The 18,847-nt window shown below is 45.5% G+C and carries 18 protein-coding genes; 6 read left to right on the top strand and 12 right to left on the bottom strand.

Translation table 11 applies throughout. The features are described from left to right. The first annotated feature begins 105 nt into the window (after positions 1-105). Entirely contained in the window at positions 106-981 is an 876-nt protein-coding gene (locus tag ACYVGO_RS05820; protein WP_460968258.1) for a MerR family transcriptional regulator, read from the top strand. Between the two features lie 23 nt (positions 982-1,004). On the opposite strand, the gene ACYVGO_RS05815 is transcribed toward ACYVGO_RS05820, so the two are convergent. After that, positions 1,005-1,967 (bottom strand): YheT family hydrolase, encoded by a 963-nt coding sequence (locus ACYVGO_RS05815; RefSeq protein ID WP_460968256.1) that lies wholly within the window; start codon positions 1,965-1,967, stop codon positions 1,005-1,007. A gap of 53 nt (positions 1,968-2,020) precedes the next feature. On the opposite strand from ACYVGO_RS05815, the gene ACYVGO_RS05810 reads away from it, so the two are divergent. Next, entirely contained in the window at positions 2,021-2,464 is a 444-nt protein-coding gene (locus ACYVGO_RS05810) for a hypothetical protein (protein ID WP_460968254.1), read from the top strand. 118 nt (positions 2,465-2,582) lie between these two features. Here ACYVGO_RS05810 and ACYVGO_RS05805 read toward each other — a convergent pair whose 3' ends face one another. The 8 genes from ACYVGO_RS05805 to ACYVGO_RS05770 all read right to left on the bottom strand — a co-directional run bounded on the left by ACYVGO_RS05805 (position 2,583) and on the right by ACYVGO_RS05770 (position 11,610). Beyond that, positions 2,583-3,353, bottom strand: a complete 771-nt coding sequence (locus tag ACYVGO_RS05805; RefSeq protein WP_142776159.1) for a glycosyltransferase family 2 protein — start codon at positions 3,351-3,353, stop codon at positions 2,583-2,585. A gap of 55 nt (positions 3,354-3,408) precedes the next feature. Beyond that, positions 3,409-4,365, bottom strand: a complete 957-nt coding sequence (locus ACYVGO_RS05800; RefSeq protein ID WP_460968252.1) for a glycosyltransferase family 2 protein — start codon at positions 4,363-4,365, stop codon at positions 3,409-3,411. A gap of 83 nt (positions 4,366-4,448) precedes the next feature. Further along, positions 4,449-5,261 carry a hypothetical protein gene (locus ACYVGO_RS05795; protein ID WP_460968250.1) on the bottom strand — a complete coding sequence of 271 codons (813 nt, stop codon included), beginning with the start codon at positions 5,259-5,261 and terminating at the stop codon, positions 4,449-4,451. A 72-nt stretch (positions 5,262-5,333) separates the two neighbouring features. Further along, positions 5,334-6,296 carry a glycoside hydrolase family protein gene (locus ACYVGO_RS05790; protein WP_142776926.1) on the bottom strand — a complete coding sequence of 321 codons (963 nt, stop codon included), beginning with the start codon at positions 6,294-6,296 and terminating at the stop codon, positions 5,334-5,336. 119 nt (positions 6,297-6,415) lie between these two features. Beyond that, positions 6,416-7,483 carry an NAD-dependent epimerase/dehydratase family protein gene (locus tag ACYVGO_RS05785; protein ID WP_460968248.1) on the bottom strand — a complete coding sequence of 356 codons (1,068 nt, stop codon included), beginning with the start codon at positions 7,481-7,483 and terminating at the stop codon, positions 6,416-6,418. Positions 7,484-7,621: 138 nt separating this feature from the next. Beyond that, the gene (locus tag ACYVGO_RS05780; protein WP_460968246.1) at positions 7,622-9,244 is read right to left on the bottom strand and encodes a hypothetical protein; all 1,623 of its coding nucleotides are present in this window, start codon (positions 9,242-9,244) and stop codon (positions 7,622-7,624) included. A 236-nt stretch (positions 9,245-9,480) separates the two neighbouring features. Next, the gene (locus ACYVGO_RS05775) at positions 9,481-9,759 is read right to left on the bottom strand and encodes a hypothetical protein (RefSeq protein WP_142776165.1); all 279 of its coding nucleotides are present in this window, start codon (positions 9,757-9,759) and stop codon (positions 9,481-9,483) included. A 105-nt stretch (positions 9,760-9,864) separates the two neighbouring features. Next, positions 9,865-11,610: a M3 family oligoendopeptidase gene (locus ACYVGO_RS05770; RefSeq protein WP_460968243.1), complete on the bottom strand. Its 1,746-nt coding sequence runs from the start codon at positions 11,608-11,610 to the stop codon at positions 9,865-9,867. Positions 11,611-11,844: 234 nt separating this feature from the next. On the opposite strand from ACYVGO_RS05770, the gene ACYVGO_RS05765 reads away from it, so the two are divergent. Then, positions 11,845-12,225, top strand: a complete 381-nt coding sequence (locus ACYVGO_RS05765) for a BlaI/MecI/CopY family transcriptional regulator (protein ID WP_142776167.1) — start codon at positions 11,845-11,847, stop codon at positions 12,223-12,225. A gap of 132 nt (positions 12,226-12,357) precedes the next feature. Continuing rightward, positions 12,358-14,610: a M56 family metallopeptidase gene (locus tag ACYVGO_RS05760; RefSeq protein WP_460968241.1), complete on the top strand. Its 2,253-nt coding sequence runs from the start codon at positions 12,358-12,360 to the stop codon at positions 14,608-14,610. 98 nt (positions 14,611-14,708) lie between these two features. On the opposite strand, the gene ACYVGO_RS05755 is transcribed toward ACYVGO_RS05760, so the two are convergent. From ACYVGO_RS05755 to ACYVGO_RS05745, 3 genes are all read right to left on the bottom strand, one after another. Further along, positions 14,709-15,779 carry a ferredoxin--NADP reductase gene (locus ACYVGO_RS05755; RefSeq protein ID WP_142776169.1) on the bottom strand — a complete coding sequence of 357 codons (1,071 nt, stop codon included), beginning with the start codon at positions 15,777-15,779 and terminating at the stop codon, positions 14,709-14,711. Positions 15,780-15,893: 114 nt separating this feature from the next. After that, the gene (locus ACYVGO_RS05750; protein ID WP_460968239.1) at positions 15,894-16,745 is read right to left on the bottom strand and encodes an N-acetylglucosamine kinase; all 852 of its coding nucleotides are present in this window, start codon (positions 16,743-16,745) and stop codon (positions 15,894-15,896) included. A gap of 20 nt (positions 16,746-16,765) precedes the next feature. After that, the gene (locus ACYVGO_RS05745; protein ID WP_142776171.1) at positions 16,766-17,014 is read right to left on the bottom strand and encodes a cytochrome b5 domain-containing protein; all 249 of its coding nucleotides are present in this window, start codon (positions 17,012-17,014) and stop codon (positions 16,766-16,768) included. A gap of 104 nt (positions 17,015-17,118) precedes the next feature. Here ACYVGO_RS05745 and ACYVGO_RS05740 point away from each other — a divergent pair, with 104 nt between their 5' ends. Both ACYVGO_RS05740 and thiL read left to right on the top strand, forming a co-directional pair. Beyond that, entirely contained in the window at positions 17,119-17,565 is a 447-nt protein-coding gene (locus ACYVGO_RS05740; protein WP_460968237.1) for a hypothetical protein, read from the top strand. A gap of 150 nt (positions 17,566-17,715) precedes the next feature. Beyond that, positions 17,716-18,741, top strand: coding sequence for a thiamine-phosphate kinase (gene thiL, locus ACYVGO_RS05735; protein ID WP_460968235.1), 1,026 nt, complete (start codon positions 17,716-17,718; stop codon positions 18,739-18,741). Positions 18,742-18,847: the final 106 nt, after the last annotated feature.

Here is an 18,847-nt window from a genome sequence, read left to right as displayed (position 1 = left end):
TTTAGTTATCATATATGGGTTTGATTGATTAGGGAAAGAAATTATAACGCTTCTTCACCTTCTTTCCTATCCATGCGGCTTGTTTGGTCATAGCCATCTCATCTCATGAGCACGTATTCCATCAGAGACTTAGAGCAGCTTTCAGGCATAAAAGCCCATACGCTGCGCATCTGGGAGCAACGATATGCAATTATCGCTCCCCAACGGACCGATACCAATATCCGGACTTACGATGATCAGGACTTGAAACTTGTTCTGAACATCTCTTTATTGAAAGATCATGGCTACAAAATTTCGGAAATCTCCAAGCTATCGCCAGATGAGTTAGCCAGCGAAGTGGTTAAAGTCTCGGACAGACAAGTTACTTATCCAGATCAAATCCATGCTCTCACCTTGTCTATGCTGGATTTGGATGAAGACCGATTTGAAAAAATCATCAACACAAATATTCTTCAATTTGGATTTGAGAACACGATGATCCATATCATCTATCCATTTCTGAATCGAATCGGTACTCTATGGGTCACAGGATCCGTGGGGCCAGCGCAGGAACACTTTATCACAAACCTGATCCGGCAGAAAATCATTGTAGCTATAGATGGTCAAAGCAAACACACTGTAACTGGCAAGAAATACCTGCTATTTCTACCGGAGGGAGAATTTCATGAGATAAGCCTGTTATTTGCGAACTATATTATTCGTGCCCGCTCTAATAAAGTTATCTATCTGGGGCAAAGTTTACCATTTGAGGAGTTAGCTTATGCCTACGAGCGACACAAGCCTGATTATTTATTTACCGTTATAACGTCACACCCGTCAAACCATGAAGTGCAGCCTTACGTAAACCGTCTGGCGAAAACCTTCTCAGATTCTCATATCATTATGACAGGGTATCAGGTTGTAGGGCAGGACATTGATAGTCCAGATAATACGACGATTATTAACCAGATTAATGATTTGGTCCGAATTGCCACGAATTGAGGTTTTCCAATTTTTCTCTCCAGTTAGTTGCCCCGTGTGAATGATAAGGCACGACGTTCTGCATACGTATATATGTCGCGGGCAAGTTGAAATCCAACGTGACCACCTACACGGGGCGTTTCCAGAAAAATTGATGCATGATGTTCCGCCAGCCAAGCTGGCGAACACTCAGGCGATAGCAACGGGTCATTCTGTGCATTCAGCAACAATGTCGGCACGGTAATATCGGGCATAAAATTGACGGCTGATGCCTGCGTATAAAAGTCGTCTGCATCAGCATAGTTATTGACCGGAGCAGAAAAAAACTCATCGAAGTCCCGCCATTTTTTTACGTATTGCAACTGAGTCATATCCAGCCGCCCGGGAAAGAGGGTAGCTTTCTGGCTTAATTTGGTGATTAGCTTTTTCATAAACCGATTCCGATAGAATCGGTTGGCGGGTCGATCGAGCAGTACGGCACTAGCGCCTAAATCAGTTGGCGCTGAGATGGCAACCCCACGCTTAATTACATCGGGAAGTTGCTTTCCATGAACGCCAAGGTATTTGAGCATAATATTCCCTCCCATGCTATAGCCAACTAGTGCCACGTCATTATAGTGTTTAGTGTGGAGTGCATGATTGATAACCTCCCCTAAATCACCAATTTCGCCATGATTGTACAATCGAAACGCTCGGTTCATTTCGCCACTACACGATCGACAATTCCAGGCCAGTACATCATAGCCGTGTTGAGCAAACAATTTAGCCGTACCTAAAATGTATTGGCGACTACTATCTCCCTCTAACCCATGCGTCAAAACAACCAGGCGATTTCGGCTAGTATCAATCCAATCCAGATCAACAAAATCGCCATCAGCTAGTGTTAACCGCTCACGCTCATAGGTAACGCCCGTCACCTTACGCGTCAGGCTGGGAATAACCGTTTGCAAATGACCATTGTATTGATAGGCAGGTGGACCGGGGTAAGTAGAATGAATCAGCGGCATATAAATTGAACAACGGATACATTTACGTCGTTGTTCCAGCACAAACCACAGTTATGCATATTGCCAAATACCTTTCCGTTATCATTGCCAGCACCATTAAGTTTGTTGGAGGGCCACTTTCGGGTGTCGCACTGGGGTTAACCTGGCCCGAAACGGCAGTATGTACAACACTGGGCATGATGATAAGCGTCATCGTGGTTGCATATGCTGGGGCGGCCTTACAGGCTTTGTGGCGTCGATATCGCCCAGAGCCACCTAAACGATTTACGAAACGAACACGACTGGCCATTCGTATCTGGCGACGGGCGGGTCTGGCGGGTATTGCTCTACTGACTCCACTGATTCTGACGCCAATTGGCGGAACGATCATCGCCGTTTCCTTTGGCGTTAAACGTGGCCCGCTCTTACTCTATATGTTTATTAGTGGTGTTATCTGGGCCGTTGTTCAAACACTTGCCTTTTACCAGATTCCAGGCCTTAAGGGGATTTTTGGCTAGTTGTGAAGTAAGTGAAAGTGAGTGGAGTAGGTGGAGTGAGTACTAGAAACACTTAATGTTCCAAATACTTACTTCACCTACTCCACTCACTTTCACTTACTTCACCAATTTCACTACCTCACCGGCTTACCGACTGAGGTGGCGCTGTGGCTGACTTTTTGCGAAAATCACCCTGAGAGAAATATTTTTCGATCAGGCAGTACATCAGAATAAAGAAGTACCGACTACCCATTTCCTTAATCTTCAGTTTCGACTCACCGTATTTTCGATTTGTCCAGCTATTGGGTACTACCGCATAGGAATACCCCCGTACAATAGCCTTGAGTGGTAATTCGACTGTTAGATTGAAGTGGGGTGCCAGAAACGGTTTAATGCCTTCAATCGTCTCGCGTTTGTAAAGTTTGAATGCATTGGTCGTATCGTTGTATTTAATTCCCATTACGATCCGCACAATGAAGTTGGCAACCCGATTGATAAATTTTTTCAGCTCAGGGTAGTCAATTACTTTCCCATCTTTCCCCCAGCGTGAACCGAACACCGCATCGACATCGGTTTCCAGCATTTTGTGGTAAAATTTCACTAAATCTTCTGGATCATCAGATAGGTCTGCCATAAACACGGCCACGCAATCGCCCGAAAAACGTTCCAGGCCATAGCGTACGGCGTATCCAAATCCGTTCGGGCCTGGGTTCGTATAATAGACCAATGTTGGAATCTCAGTGGCGGCCAATTGTTCCAGTACCTTTAGCGTACCATCTTTCGAATTATCGTTTGTAACGCAGATTTCGTGAGGAACTCCGTGCTTGGCCAATGTTTGATAGAGAATGCGCAGTGTTGGTGGCAGCGACTCCTCTTCGTTATAAGCAGGGATAACAACGCTTAATTTCATAAAAAGTCATGTGCGGGATAAAACCGCAATTGGGGTTAAATTCATCCCGCATTGGCTACCGATAAGGCAATAGGCGGATTGTACTGTAGAGTTTAGCCAGCGGTCCGGGCACAATATAGTCTCTAATCACGTCTTTTGCTTTATCCCAGCCGGGTTTTGCCATATACAGATACTTGAAAGCAAGTCGAGCGCGTCGGAAATAGCTACCTTCATATTGTTTGGCATCAAGCATCATCCGATAATAGCGAGCCATATTACGGCGAAGAATCGCATCGTACCGATAGTCGAGCTCACGGTTTATATCGCTGTACATTTGGATGCGGTTACGCAGAAATGTTTCGTTTCGATAGTTGTCATGAAAACTGGCACCTGCCCGATTTTTCCGATATACCGACATAACATCGGGTACATAACCAATCTTACCGAGTTTGGCTTTCAGAATTAAGCGCGGAATATCGCCACTCGACGATTCCCTAAACCAGGAGGGATACTCCTTAATGCTATTCCGATACATGGTACTCGAGGTAGCCATAAACCAGATTTCATCCTCACCAATCAGATCATCAACCGTATAAAACGGCTTCATATCATTCCCATTGAGTACATGAGAAGGGCTACCATCCTCATAGGTGATCAATGCATTATGAAATGACATTGAATAGTCGGGATGGGCATCCAGTTGATCGGCCTGTTTCTGAAGCTTTAGTGGATCGGTCAAGTAGTCGTCCCCATCAATTAAGGCGTAATAGTCGCCTTTAGCAAGCTTCAGGGTCTCCAGAAAGTTAATCCCCCCATTTTTACCCATATTATGCGGATGCAAAACGCCAATAACCAGGCCGGGATATTGACGTTCATATTCCTGAATAATCTCCCGTGTACCATCACTCGAAAAATCATCTCCGACTAATATTTCAATAGGGAAGGTCGTTTTCTGCGCCAGAACACTATCAATAGCCTCGCGGATGAAATTCTTCTGATTGTAGGTGATAATCAGGACGCTAACTTTTGGCATAACGTTTTATAATAAAGAGTAAGACGTGAGATGTAAGGAAACTCCTTACGGTTTCTCACGTCTTACTCTCATCTATTCACTTCCTATACGGTTACTTCTTTAGCCGTTTGGATATGGGCTTTCCAACCCTGAGGTTCATCTTTTTCAGCAGGTTTGGCCCAGGGATCGTAAAATGGCAAAATGGCTACCCAACGTCCTGCGGGATCGTCCCAACTAAACCGGTCAGCAAAGCTGGATGGACTAACCCAATGCGGTAAGTCGTAGCGGAATAAAATCAAATCACCAATGTCCTGAAAGCCCTCTGTCTCAACAATATGGTCGTTGATCACATAGCCCGTACCACCTGAATTGTAGTCTTTCCCGTATTGATTTAATGCCAGAATAGTGCCTACTTTTTGTGGATTAAGTGGGTGCCAGTGCCGACCGAAGAAACTGCCGCCTAATGGATAATGTGTTACCTGTGGATGGAAATAAGGCTGTCCCTTACGGATACCATATTCTTCATTATTTCCGGTCAGGTTATTCCAGAACTGACGCATGGGTGTAAAAACGCCCATCAACGTCTGTTGTGTTGGCTCTTCAAGGTCAAGGATAGCATCGAAGGTGTGATCATGAAACAGTTGCGGGGCCTGCTGAATCTTGGCAATGTGCAACCGTTGCTTATGCTGGTTATTATCGAATGGATCGGGAACTTCGGCCAGAGGGGTTTTGGACGCCCAGGCGTGAGTGGCTTCAATCACACCACGGAGTGTCTCTTCTGGAATACCGGTTTTGATAATAACAATATTTGGTTCGTTGACTAACCGCATTACCTCTTCATACGGAATCTCGGGCACGATCTGGCCATCCTTGAATTGAGCGTCAACTTTTATAAGGTATTTTGCTACTTCTTTCATGGTTATTCGCTTACTGATTTGGTACAAAGTAGGATGCTGTCTATATAAAATGCAAATTCCACTAGCCTGATTTTAGTCAGTTTTGGGTTGCGTTGCATAGCCGAATCCAGATGCGCCGAAGCCATTTCCATTGTAAAACATTACCCACTGATTTTGATGAGAAAAAATGTGGCAATAGTCCATCATCATTGAATCCCAACCATCAGCCGAGCGCTCTATGCCTGCCAATTCATCTTTCCTTACCCAGTTAATACCATCTGTTGACTCGGCATACCCAATCCTGTAACTACGCTGCACGTCGGTACGGTAGTTGGTTGCGTTCCGGTAGGAAAAATACATTTTGTACAAATTCCCGTCCTTATAAACCGTAGGCCGACCAATAGCATCGGTAAACTCATCGTAACCTACACAAACATGCCCTGTTCGCTCCCAATGAATACCATCTGTTGATTCAGCATACTTTACGTCATAAAATGGCTCCGGATGACCGTTTATCACTTCAATTTTGGTGCAGGACAGGTACCACATCCTCCACCGAATTGAGCCATCGGCCTGCTCCTCACGCATGACACAGGGCTGAGCTACCCAAACCTGATCGAACATATAGCGGTCGAGTAAAGGGCCGGTAAACTTACGCTCAAACGTCAACCCACCATCCCGACTAATGGCCAGACCAATTCCAAGCCGATAACTAGCCGTTTCACTCTTATTCCAGCCGGTATAGTATAACCAGATTTCGTCACCCGCATCGGCGGACCGTACTGGCAAAAACCAGGAAGGCATTGTTCCTGTTTCGTCAAACATGCCAACGGCCCCTTTTGTTAAGCAGGGTTTGTCATGTACATAGACGACTTCGGAAAGATTATCGGGATTCAGTTCAACAAACGATACCGCCGATGAGACGTTTTCATCGCGTGTAGAGAAATAAACCCGCACCTTATCCTTCATGGGATATCCAAACGGAACCTGAGCGTGGGTTCGGCTAAATGGCTGCGAGCCATCGGGTTTATAAATCAGTCCTTCTTTTTGCCAGATCATTAAATTCAGGTATTGCTTACAATGTTAATAAAGCAGGCCGACTACCTTACAAGTCAACAAAATTAAATCGTTGCTAATCAACCTGTCTTATTGCACTTCTTGAACGGTCAATTAGTTTACAAAGCCAGGCGGGCGGCCATGCTATCATGAATCTGGCTCATCGTTTCTTTCAGATCGAACGTCCAGTGCCAACCAGGATAATGTTGTTTGAATTTACTGAGGTCAGAAATGTACCAGATATGGTCGCCACTCCGGTTCGTTTCTGAGTACTGATAATTCATTTTATTACCCGAAATTTCTTCGCAAAGGGCAATTGCTTCGAGCATCGAGCAGTTGGCATACCGGCCACCGCCCGCATTGTACACTTCACCTGGGCGTGGGTTCTGATAGAAATGCCAGAACATGTTCACTAAATCCCAGCTGTGGATATTGTCGCGAACCTGCTTGCCTTTATAGCCAAAAATGGTGTATTGATTTCCCGTAATAGCACATTTCATCAGGTACGAGAGGAATCCATGTAACTGGGCTCCCGAGTGATTCGGTCCTGTTAGGCAACCACCCCGGAACACACCGGTGTTCATCCCGAAATAACGACCATACTCCTGCACCATAATATCAGCCGCCACTTTCGAAGCACCGAAAACAGAGTGTTTGGTATGATCAAGGCTCATGAACTCATCAATACCATTCTCGAAGTACGGGTGGTTCTGATCGATTTCCCAGCGCGTTTCCGTTTCAATCAACGGCAGGAAGTTAGGATTATCACCGTACACTTTGTTGGTAGAGGTAAATATAAAGACTGCTTCGGGGCAGTGTAGGCGGGTCATTTCAAGCATATTGAGGGTGCCAACGGCATTCACCCCAAAATCTGTAAACGGCTCACGGGCAGCCCAGTCGTGGCTTGGTTGTGCTGCTGTATGTAAAACCAGCTTAATATCCGTACCAAATTCCTTGAAGATCACTTCCAACTGAGGAACCTCCCGGATATCAGCGGTACGGTGTTGGTAATTAGAATAGGCGTCAGCCAGACGATTACGGTTCCATTCCGTTGAGCCATCAGCTCCAAAGAAGTACTGCCGCATATTATTATCAATCCCAACAACGAGATCAAATTTGTCAGCAAAAAAGGCAACGGCTTCACTGCCAATTAAACCAGCAGAACCCGTAACTAATGCAATTTTCATGATTTTATGGTGATTTCTTAAGAAGGAATCAATGAAAAATACTATTTATCTCGGTAAAAGTAGCTCAATAAACCCGAAAGATTATAATTTCCCCTAAAAACCTAGCGCACAAAATAGCCAACGGTAATAGATTATGTACTACTTAGTAAGGCTTTTAGCGACAACTGATAAAGGATAATAGGTTAAAGAGCCATTTTTTAGGCGTGCAAATCGAATTTTATCAAAGTGGCTCAGGCAAGGTTCATTTAATGCATTCCAGTCAATAACTGCGTTAATACTCGTCTGTTGAAACCTAAACCGTAGTATATCTTTCCAGGAACGATCAGACAGTACGGGGAAATGATATTGGTAGCCTCCACAGTTTACAACGAAGAATGCATGTTCGGAAAATGGAGAATAAGTCAAATTTTCTGCACGTAAAATTAGACCTGACTTAGTGGAATCAGCATTGGCTTCGTAGCGAGTATTAGTTTCGGTAAAACTTGGTTCAATCTCCGAATAATACCCTTTTTTAATTACAGCGTTAGATACAGTATTAACAAACTCATACTCCTTTTTGCCCTGTATCACTGGATAAAAAAGCCACTTTTTTGTTGAATGGTAGTTCAATGCATCAGCTACTTGGTTAGTAAAATGGGTATACATTCGGGGAATATAAATCGTATAATTTACCAGTGTGATCAAAATACTTATAGCCACGAAAGAATATTTCCAGAAAGTTGTTAAACTTTTTTGTTCTGTACAATAATAGATTAGAATGCCTAAAAAAAGGCAGGGATAAATTTTGTAGTGATCAATTACATTGGCATTTAGTCCATTAACTGAAGACCTTAAAAAGCTAATTAAGGCCATCGATAACGAAAGGAATAGCAGGTAAACTAATAAATATGATTTTTCAGACTTATAGTAAAATGGCTTATTTTTTATCACTAAATAACCTACTATCAATAAAAGTCCGGTCCCAATAAGTAGTGGTATCCAGGGCAGGGCATAATCTGGCCAATTGACAAAATAAGCATGAATTTGAATGAAGTAGAGAAGAGCATGGCTGATAAATTCCACATCGATAACACGCGGAGAATCTGCCTGGCCACCTTGTAGGGAGTAAACTAGTACTAATAAAGAAAGCGTTGCGCCGTAAACAATCAATCGTTTACCATCTTTCTGTACAAGTGAAATAAGTATCCCCAGTAGCCAGACCAATAGTCCATTTCCATTGGAGAAGGTGGCCAGAAGACCTAACAGTATAATCCATCTTAAGGTCCCTTGCTGAACCATTAATCGAATACAGAGTAATGAAAATAGAAATACGGGTAAATTAAAAAAAGCAAAGGTATAATAATTCATAAACGAAATAGGCTGAAAAGCGAGCCAAACTAATACAGCACTACCAATTAAATTGGTTTTTCGTATAATAGTAGAAAGAAAAGCGATAAAGGAAATATTACCTATTATGATAAAAAAAGAGATATTTATTTGTCCTGTTAAGTAAACAAATGGGATGATTAGAAGCCGCTGAAAATAATGACGATGATTATTATACGGATCCAGAAAGGTATGTAGCTTATCCTGAAAAGCGTTTGCACTATCAAATTTATTTATAAAATTAAAGTACCATGAAAAGTCATCTATATAAGGAATATTTGTCAAAAAATGAAAAAATAAACTATAAAATAAAAATATAGGAATTAATATCAGTAAATAGGCAGCATAGTTATTTAATGTAAATTTTGTAGAGTTTGAATGGGTATAGACAGGCATAGGAATGGGCTGATACAGAAATTAGTTACGGCTAACCAGCTGCAGCTCTTAAATTTACTGTAAAATTTAAGGTGCAAATTATATTGTACAACCAGTTACTATAAACTTGGTACAAAAAAATATTTTTCGAGCCTGGGGGTCGGAATTTCAAAAGATGATAATTCCGACTCCCAGGCTCGAAAAATAAAATTTCAAGGAATAACTAACGGTGCTTATACTACGTACCGGTGTAGCTCTTAGTTACCTTGTGCAATAGAACCAGCACCGAATAGCTTCTCGCGAATTTTTTGAGTCCTTGCCTCTAGCTCAGGATTAGGCGTGTACGTATATTTTGATTGAACGGCTGCCGAATCTTTACCTGTTCCATATACTTCGGGGTCCCCAGCCCGGTAATCGGAGCGAAAATCTTCTGCCCGATAATCCGCCTGACGGACGGAGTTATACTTTTGATAGTCGCACGATGCCATCGATACTACTACTACAGCCAACAAACTTATATTGAGTACGCGTTTCATAGCCACTTGATTACGAATTAATTCGACAAAAATAAGAAACAGTCCCTTGTCAATCGTAGTTAGTCGTCAGTTTTTTTCGCTCACATCCGTATACAAGTACCTCAGTTAGCCTAATTTCCTGATTTCATCTCCCACAAACTGCATCAATTCCCGTATATAGTCACGGGAAAAATCGAATGGAACATTGGCGGCTGCATATATTTCACGGATAGGGGCCTTGTAGCCCAGACTCAGTGCTTTTTTATAACCTGCCAGCCCAGCAGCAGGGTCACGTCGGTAGTTCCGCCACACACCAATGGCACCCAATTGGGCAATTCCGTATTCGATATAATAGAAAGGCACCTCGTATAAGTGAAGCTGCCGCTGCCAAATGTACTCCTGATAAAAAGCGAATCCATCCCAACTTGTCACCGTATCGGCAAACTGATTGTAAATCCGCAGCCAGTTTTCACGTCGCTCCGCATCGGTATGCGTTGGGTTTTCGTAAATCCAGTGCTGAAATTTATCAATTGTTGCTACCCAGGGGAGCGTTTCGATAATAGATTCCAGATGCTGCAATTTGGCTCGGCGTAGCTCGTCAGGGTTATCGAAAAATACGTCCCAGTGATCCATTGACAGCAATTCCATACTCATAGAGGCCAGCTCAGCTACCTCCATAGGCGGGTTTCGGAACGCTTTTAGAGGCAGTTCACGCGTTAGAAACGAATGAACGGCGTGGCCACCCTCATGAACCATCGTCACTAAATCGCGCAAACTGGAAGTAGCATTCATGAAAATAAATGGCACACCAATTTCCTCGAGCGGGTAATTATAACCACCAGGCGCTTTGCCTTTCCGCGACTCCAGATCAAGGTGACCCATGGCCCGCATAATGCGCAGATCATCCCCTAATTCCTTATCAAGTCGATCGAAACAGGCAATAGCTTTTTCCAGCAGTTCATCACCCGTTGCGAATGGCTTTAACGGGGGCCGACCTTCCACATCAACCTTTGCATCCCAGGGCCGCAATGGATCTACCGAAGCGTCGGACCGAGAAAGCTTCTGTTCTCGTTCGCTGGCCAGATCATTCAATAATGGTACAATAGCTTCGGCTACTGATTCATGGAAATTGAAGCAATCCTGGGGCGTGTAATCGAACCGGCCTAAAGCCGCAAACGAATAGTCCCGAAAATTAGCAAATCCGGCATTGACCGCTATCTGATGCCGGAGCGTGCGTAACCGATCAAACAGTTGGTCAAGGGCTTCATGATCCTGATAACGTCGTTCCCAGATTTTACGCCACGCTTCCTCGCGCACAGCCCGATCTGTCGATTGCAAACGGTCACTTGCTGCGGGAAGGGTCATTTCCTTACCATCAATAGTCACAGTCATAGCACCAACAATGGCTCCGTATTTGCGCTCTTCGGTCTGTAATTCGGTTTGAAGCGGAATGTTTTCCTCACGAAAAATTTCGATCGCTTTTTTCATACCCCGAACCATAATATCGTAGCCTTCGTCGGTCAACTCACTCAAAAATGGGCTGTTAACTGCCTTCAAGTCTAGATCATTGCCATAAGCAGTCATGGGTGGCTGAATCTCGGCAATAAAGAAGTTGAGATTATTAACCAGTTCTTCATTAGCCGTATCGCAGGTCATCCGAATATAGCGCCATGCAAAATCTTCAGATAAATACGATTCGAGTTCACTCCGATCGATTAACCACTGGCGCAGGTCCTGGGCATTGTGCAGCGGTCGTGCCAGCAGGTTATCAAAAAGCGATTTAACATCATCCCAGCTTTGCAGGGTAAGTGCCTCGCCAATAAATGGCCGGGCAGGACGAGTTGGAATAGGTAGTGTTTCGTTCGTAGTCATTGTTAACTAATAAAATTCTAGAGATCCTTTTGATGCTGTGGACCTACTCTCTTTGAATGCGATTTGTATGTAGTGTATATAGAGCCTGTCACCCGTACGGTCAAAGAAACATAGACCAAACAGAATCCACAAGAATCAATGATAAATAAGCCATTGTAAAACTTTTTTGTTCATAAACTTGCAACTACGAAACGGTTCGTATATGTTTGCTACGAAATTATTCGTAGATCAATTATGAAACCAACCGACTCCGAACTGGAAATCCTGCATGTACTCTGGACCAATGGCCCCAGCACGGTACGTCAGGTACACGATGCATTGAGCCAAAGCCGGGATATAGGCTATACAACCGCACTGAAACTTATGCAGATCATGTATGAAAAAGGGTTGCTTTCCCGCCAGGAAGATGCTCGTTCTCATACCTACACCGCAGCGGTAAGTGAGGAAGATACTCAGCGAAATTTAGTAGATCGCTTTGTTGAAACGGCTTTTCGGGGGTCGGCCTCAAAGTTAGTGATGCAGATACTGGGTCAGCACAAAGCCTCGCGTGAAGAATTGGATGAAATTAAAAATCTGCTAAGTGACCTGAACCGGGACACCGGCCGCCAGGATTGAGCTGATTGACATGATTTTTCTACCGTTTGCGATTTCCCTTGTCACTATCCTCTGATCTGAAGGCTTGTTATTAGTCTGATTTTGTAAACTAACAAACTGATTTTACTCACACTTAACGATTTCCTATAACTCATGAACGCTTTCCATTTTCTGTCGAATCCGGTGGTGGATGCATTGGGCTGGACGCTGCTTCACGCACTTTGGCAGGGTTTTGCATTGGTTCTACCCGTTGCGGTGATTCTGCATTTCCTTCGGAATCAATCGAGTACGCTGCGCTATCGGGTAAGTGTATTTACCTTACTAACCCAGTTGCTGGCATCAGGCGCTACATTCGTCTGGTATTACGAGCCAGCGGTGGTTAATCCGCCTATAGTCCCCACCACTATTCATTATGCGAAACTGGTTCGATGGCAGACCGTGACCCAAACTTTACCCTGGCACCAGCAAACGCAGTTATTTCTGGAAAATCACCTGAGCCAGTTTGTTCTGATCTACCTGATTGGAGTGGCCTTGTTCGGTCTTCGGCTAGCAGGTGGCTGGCTGTATCTGCAACGGCTCAGTAAAACGGCTACAAAGCCCGCTACAACAAACTGGGGAATCCTGACCAACCAACTTCGTTCGGTATTGAACATCCAGTCAGTTGTGCAGGTTCGTGAATCGGCACGTATTGCCGTACCAATGGTCGTAGGTATCCTCAAGCCTGTTTTACTACTACCAATTGGCTTGGCAACGAGCTTATCCCTTCGTGAAATAGAAGCTGTCTTAGCGCACGAATTAGCGCATATAAAACGGCACGATTATGCTGTCAATCTGTTGCAATCGGTCGTTGAGGTGCTTTATTTCTTTCATCCGGCCTTGTGGTGGTTATCAGCGCGGGTTCGTGAAGAGCGCGAACATTGCTGCGACGATCTGGCGGTTCAGGCCTGTGGGGGCGACGGTCGCATACTAGCCCAAGCGCTTGCCCGAGTAGAAGAACTGCGGCTTATACAAGTGGAGCAAACTCCCGCTCTGGCCATGGCTTTTGCCTCAAAACGGCAGCACTTGCTACACCGGGTACGCCGGGTATTGGGTGTACCAACCCGCCCCTTCGTCTCGAACGCCAGTCTGGCCGGATTAACATTCGCTACTATTCTGCTGATGAGTGTGTCTGTCTATGCTGTACAAAAACACGATCAGCCAAAGGCAGAGGCCAAACAACCTAAGCCAGCCCATTCGACCCGCCGACATAAGGTAGATAGCAATTCAGAATATGGTATGGTAGACGGCCAGAAGATTGGCTATGTTGTCTGGAAAGGGCAGAAATTACCCGCTGCCCGTGTCGCGAAGTTGCAACGCCAGCTTAATCAGGTTATGGCTGGCCAACTCTCCCTCGATACCGTTCAGCAACCGGATCGTGACATTCTGTTAACGATCATCGAAAAAAACCAGGCGTTTGATGGAGGTATGAATTCATTAGCCGAAGGGTTATCGCATATTGACTATAACTCTATTGTAGCATCGGCCTTGAACAATGTTCCTCTTAGCCCGGATGGAACGGTGGAAGGACTGGCCAAAGTTGACTACAATAGTATTATTAATGATGCCTTTGCTTCGATTCCTACAGCTAAATCCATCCACGATACGTTAGCCCCACAGCGAGCTTTCCAGCAACGGCAGCTCGATAGCCTGAGCCAGATTATGGCTGAGCGATCACGGCAACTTCAGGCGCTACATCTTCAGATGGAGAAAATGCAGTTTCCAATTGAAGAATCAGAACGAAGCCAGCAGATTGTGGAATGGCGAAAACAAAAACTGATGGAGCTTCGAAATGCCCTGATCGAAAAACAACGGCGGGTGATGTATCAGGATGGAAAACAAAAGCAGAACCTAGATGAACTAGAGAAACAGGTAGCGGCTCTGGAACCAGAAATTAAAAAACAGGAAGCTAGCATTGAAGAAGCCAATAAGCAACTGGAAGCTACACAGGCTAAATTGATGGAAGCGCGAAAACCCCTGGAAAAATTAGAACGCGAATCCCAGCAATTGAATGAACAAATGGAACGCTTATCAGAAGAAATGGAGCGGCACGGAGAAAGTTTATCTCGACTATCTGTAGACTTATCCGATATGGACATGGATGTTAATGTTGATATGCGCCGGTCGGGCTCAATACGTGCCCCTCGCCCTCCACGTGCTATGCGTATGCGCACACCTAGTCCTATGGTAGCGCCAGCACCAGTGGCTCCAGCTTATCCAAGTGTTAACGTAGCTCCGGCAGCACCCACACGCGGCACAGGACGTATCCAGTCGGCTCCTGCCATCGCCCCTACCCCCCCTGCCCGAGCAACCGCTCCTCGGTCAGCGCCAAAACCCGCCGTGGCTCCGAAAGTCCAAGAACCGGAGTAAGGTAGTACCGGACGTCCCGCCGAGGTGTGAAAGAGTGAGGTAGTAGCGATGGGCTATACTTGCGTCTTCAACACCCCGGCGGGACGCCCGGTACTACACTATTCTATCTCAATGACCACATTTGGCCCAACGGGATGAGCTACACAGGTTAATACATAACCTGCTTTCAGTTCCGATTCAGACAGACCATCCTCTTCGTCCAGTTTTACCTTACCCGAGGTGCAACGGCCTAGGCAGGCCGTACACATGCCCGCCTGACAGGAATACGGCAAGTCAATATCGAGATCCAATGCCGCTTCCAGGATAGTCTGATGGGGAGCAACGGCAAATTTATACTCGCTGCCTTCATACAGGACTGTGACTTCGGGTGTACCACTGTCAGCAGCTGTGAGGGGTTCCTCCACCACATCACCCGCCATAACCGGCGCGGTTGCATAACTTTCTTTGTGAACGTGCTCCGTCGAAATACCAACTAGAGCCAATGCAGATCGAACTTCGGCCATCATGCCATCGGGTCCGCATAGGTAAAAGCTAGCATTCTGGCGTTCGGAAGCCGGTAACTGATCCAGCAATTTGGTTAGCGTGTGCTGATTCAGGCGCCCTTCAGGCCCTGTCCAGCCGTATGTGGGCTGGCTCAGGATATGTGTCACCTGGAAACGTGACCGGCCATACCCCTGCTCCATTGCATCCAGATGCGCTTTATAAATGATAGACTCCTGATTCCGGTTACCGTAAATAAGCCAAATCCGGCTGTTGGGTTCAACGTGCATCACCGACTTGGCCATCGAGAACAAAGGCGTAATGCCGCTACCTGCTCCAATCAAAATAATGGTTCGTCGATTCTGTGGATCGAGCTTTGGTACGAAGGTGCCCATAGGCTCCAGGGTTTCCAGTATGTCGCCGGGTCGGATACGATCGCAGAGATAATTGGATGCCAGTCCGCCCGGCACGCGTTTTACAGATACCGATAAGGACACATCGACATGGGGCGATGAGGCCATTGAATAAGAACGCCGAATTTTCTGTCCGTTGATATTGAGTAAAAAGGTCAGAAACTGACCAGGCTGATAGCGAATTTCCTCGTTGATGGGGTGCCAGAAACTTATCGTCACCGCATCGGGCGTTTCCCGAACGATGTCTTTTACTTTCAAAAAATACCGATTTGCCATTACTATTCAGGTTGTTGTACTTCAAACACAGAGGAACAGAGAATAGCAGGAATACTCCTTGACCTTTATGTTTTTCTCCGTTCCTCTGTGTTAAAATTTTCCCACAAAGGTACATCAAGCGGGCGATTGATGAAACTGAACTAACTGTTCAGCAGGAGCTTTCAGGATACTACCTATTGTTAAGCCTGTTTGTTTTACAGCCTGTTGTAACGGCTGAGCGAAATAATAGGCAATTGAACCCACAAAATGAACCGGCCAGAAACCCGCTTCGGGAAACCGTTTGACATAGGTTGTCAGAAATAGGGCAAAGGCTTCTGTTACCAAATCAGTTATATAAGGGTGAGTGAGGTGATCAGATAAAAAGGGCGTGAACGAAGCGAAATAGCGGTTAGGAAACGGTTTTTGATAGGCATTTTCCAGCAGCGTTGGCCGATCAAGTGCGTAGCGGGTCTGGAAAGCCTCACGGAGATCAGTTGGTAAGCGCTCCTGAAAAAAATCCCGGACGAGCGTTTTGCCCAGATACCCACCACTCCCCTCATCGCCGAGCCAAAAGCCCAACGACTGTATACCTCGGGTTAACTGATTACCATCATAACAGCAGGCATTTGACCCTGTGCCGAGAATACACGCTATTCCAGCCTCATGGCCAATCGCGCCCCGAGCGGCTCCCAGCATATCGCTATTCACCTCAACAAGCTGCAAACCGGGTAGCACGTCCTGTAGCGCATCAGCAACAATATGATTCACTGCGGGGCCAGTACAGCCCGTTCCGTAGAAAAAAACCTTTGTAACCAGGGCCTCTTTCAGGTGTGGAATCAGTTGATTCTGTAGTGTAGTCGCCATTTGAGCGGCTGTCTGATAATATGGATTGAATCCATCCGTTTGAATAGCATGAACGATTCCGTTGTCGTCAACAAGACGCCAGTCGGTTTTCGTGGAGCCGCTATCAGCAATAAGGGTGTTCATGGTTTATGGGTAACGTTGACTTATACCAATTTCCCAATTACCGGGAAACGGTTGAAAACGGCGTTTGTATGGGGCGCATCGGCTAGTTCGTCGGTGAGGTCCTGCCCGGCCCAGTGTTCGTAGTGTTTACCATTGCGCCATAGTCGTGATGCCGACAGATCGTAAATGGTGCCCTCATAGGCACACCAGATGTCGTCCCGATCCTGTCCATTGCGTAAAGCTAACTGTGAGCGAGTGAAAGACGGCAAAGAAGTAGGGGTTGGCGGCATACGTCCGTAAACTCAAACAAATGAATTATTAGGCATTAATTTTGCGAGTGCCAACAAAATTAGCGTAACTTTAGCCACTCTGATTACCTTGTATTTGATTAACTATGAGAAAGACTCATTTTACCACTTTCCTTTCAGCTTTAGCTTTATTTAGCCTGTTAATGGGCTGCAATGGCAATAAGGTTCCTCCTGTTTCGGAACGCATCGCCAAAGTCTGGACAGCTAGCAAAGTGGATGAAAACAGCTCAACTGTTTATACGAAAGGAGGCACCAGCAACATTCGAAACTATACCAGTTTCAAACTTGATTTGAGCGCTGCACCAACGGTTAAATATACTGAGTATGACGGCAATACATTCACCGGACAGTATTCTCTACCCGACGATAATACCCTAAAACTGACGAACCTGAACCCTTCGCCAACCGGCGACAATGGAACAATCACATTTACGATTAACTCCATTGATGATAACAATTTGAAGCTTACCCGGACAACAGCCAGCCAGAAAACCGGCAACACCACAAACGTGTACACGCTGACAAATCCCTAAGATTTCCGCAAACCAATTCGTAAAAAAAGCCGTTCCGTATGTCAATCGGAACGGCTTTTTAATGGATAATGATTAATGTACAATGGATAATGAACACACTAATCCATTCATTATCCATTGCACATTAATCATTATCCATTGTTTGTTACTATGACTGATTTAAATACGCTTGGTGAAATCGGCTTGATCGAACGGATTCGGCAGGCAACACCTATACCTACTCACACTGAAACCATTTACGGTATTGGCGACGATGCCGCAGTATTTGACTGGGGTGATGATTATGGGTTACTTACGACCGACATGCTCGTAGAAGGCATTCACTTTGATTTGACTTACGTACCACTGAAACATCTTGGCTACAAAGCCGTGACGTTTGGCGTGTCGGATATTGCGGCTATGAACGGCTTACCGATACAAGCAACTATTAGTGTCGGACTTAGTAGTCGGTTTCCGGTCGAGGCTGTTGATGAACTGTATGAAGGGATTCGGGCCGCCTGTGAAGCCTACAATGTAGATTTGGTGGGTGGCGACACCTCATCCTCACGATCAGGCCTGATTATTTCGGTCTCTGTTTTGGGAAAGGTACCCAAAGACCTGATCACCTACCGAAATACAGCCCAACCCAATGATGTTATTTGTGTAACCGGCGATCTGGGAGCAGCTTATCTGGGATTGCAATTACTAGAACGCGAGAAGCAGGTTTTCCTGGCCGACCCAAATATGCAGCCTAATCTGTCAGAAGAGCGGGCTTATCTGGTTCAACGGCAACTTCGCCCCGATGCTCGCACCGATATGGTTCACGAACTTCGCGATTTAGGCGTTCGGCCTACGGCTATGATCGATATTTCGGATGGACTGGCTTCAGAACTTCTCCACCTTTGCCATCAGTCGGGAACGGGAGCGGTGGTATTTGACGAGAATCTACCCATCGACGACCAGACACACTTAGCTGCCGACGAATTCAAAATCAGTCCTATAACGGCTGCATTGAATGGAGGTGAAGACTATGAGCTATTGTTTACGGTCCGTCCGCAAGCGTTTGAAAAACTGGAAACGAACGCCCGCATCACAGCCATAGGCTACCTTACTGCCGACCCAACAAAAATTGTACTGGCAACAAAAGCCGGTCAACAGACGCCTATTCGGGCGCAAGGCTGGCAGCGGCAAGGATAAGTTTCGTTAAGAGGAATCTCAAGCTTTACACTAGTCAAGTTTGAGATTCCTCCTGGCGTCGGAAAGATTAAAACGTATAAACAGGATATTAATCATAAGCTTTTCG

Source organism: Spirosoma migulaei (assembly GCF_054776855.1).
The sequence above is the reverse complement of the archived record's forward strand: the minus strand, read 5'-3'. Positions and strand labels throughout refer to the sequence as shown.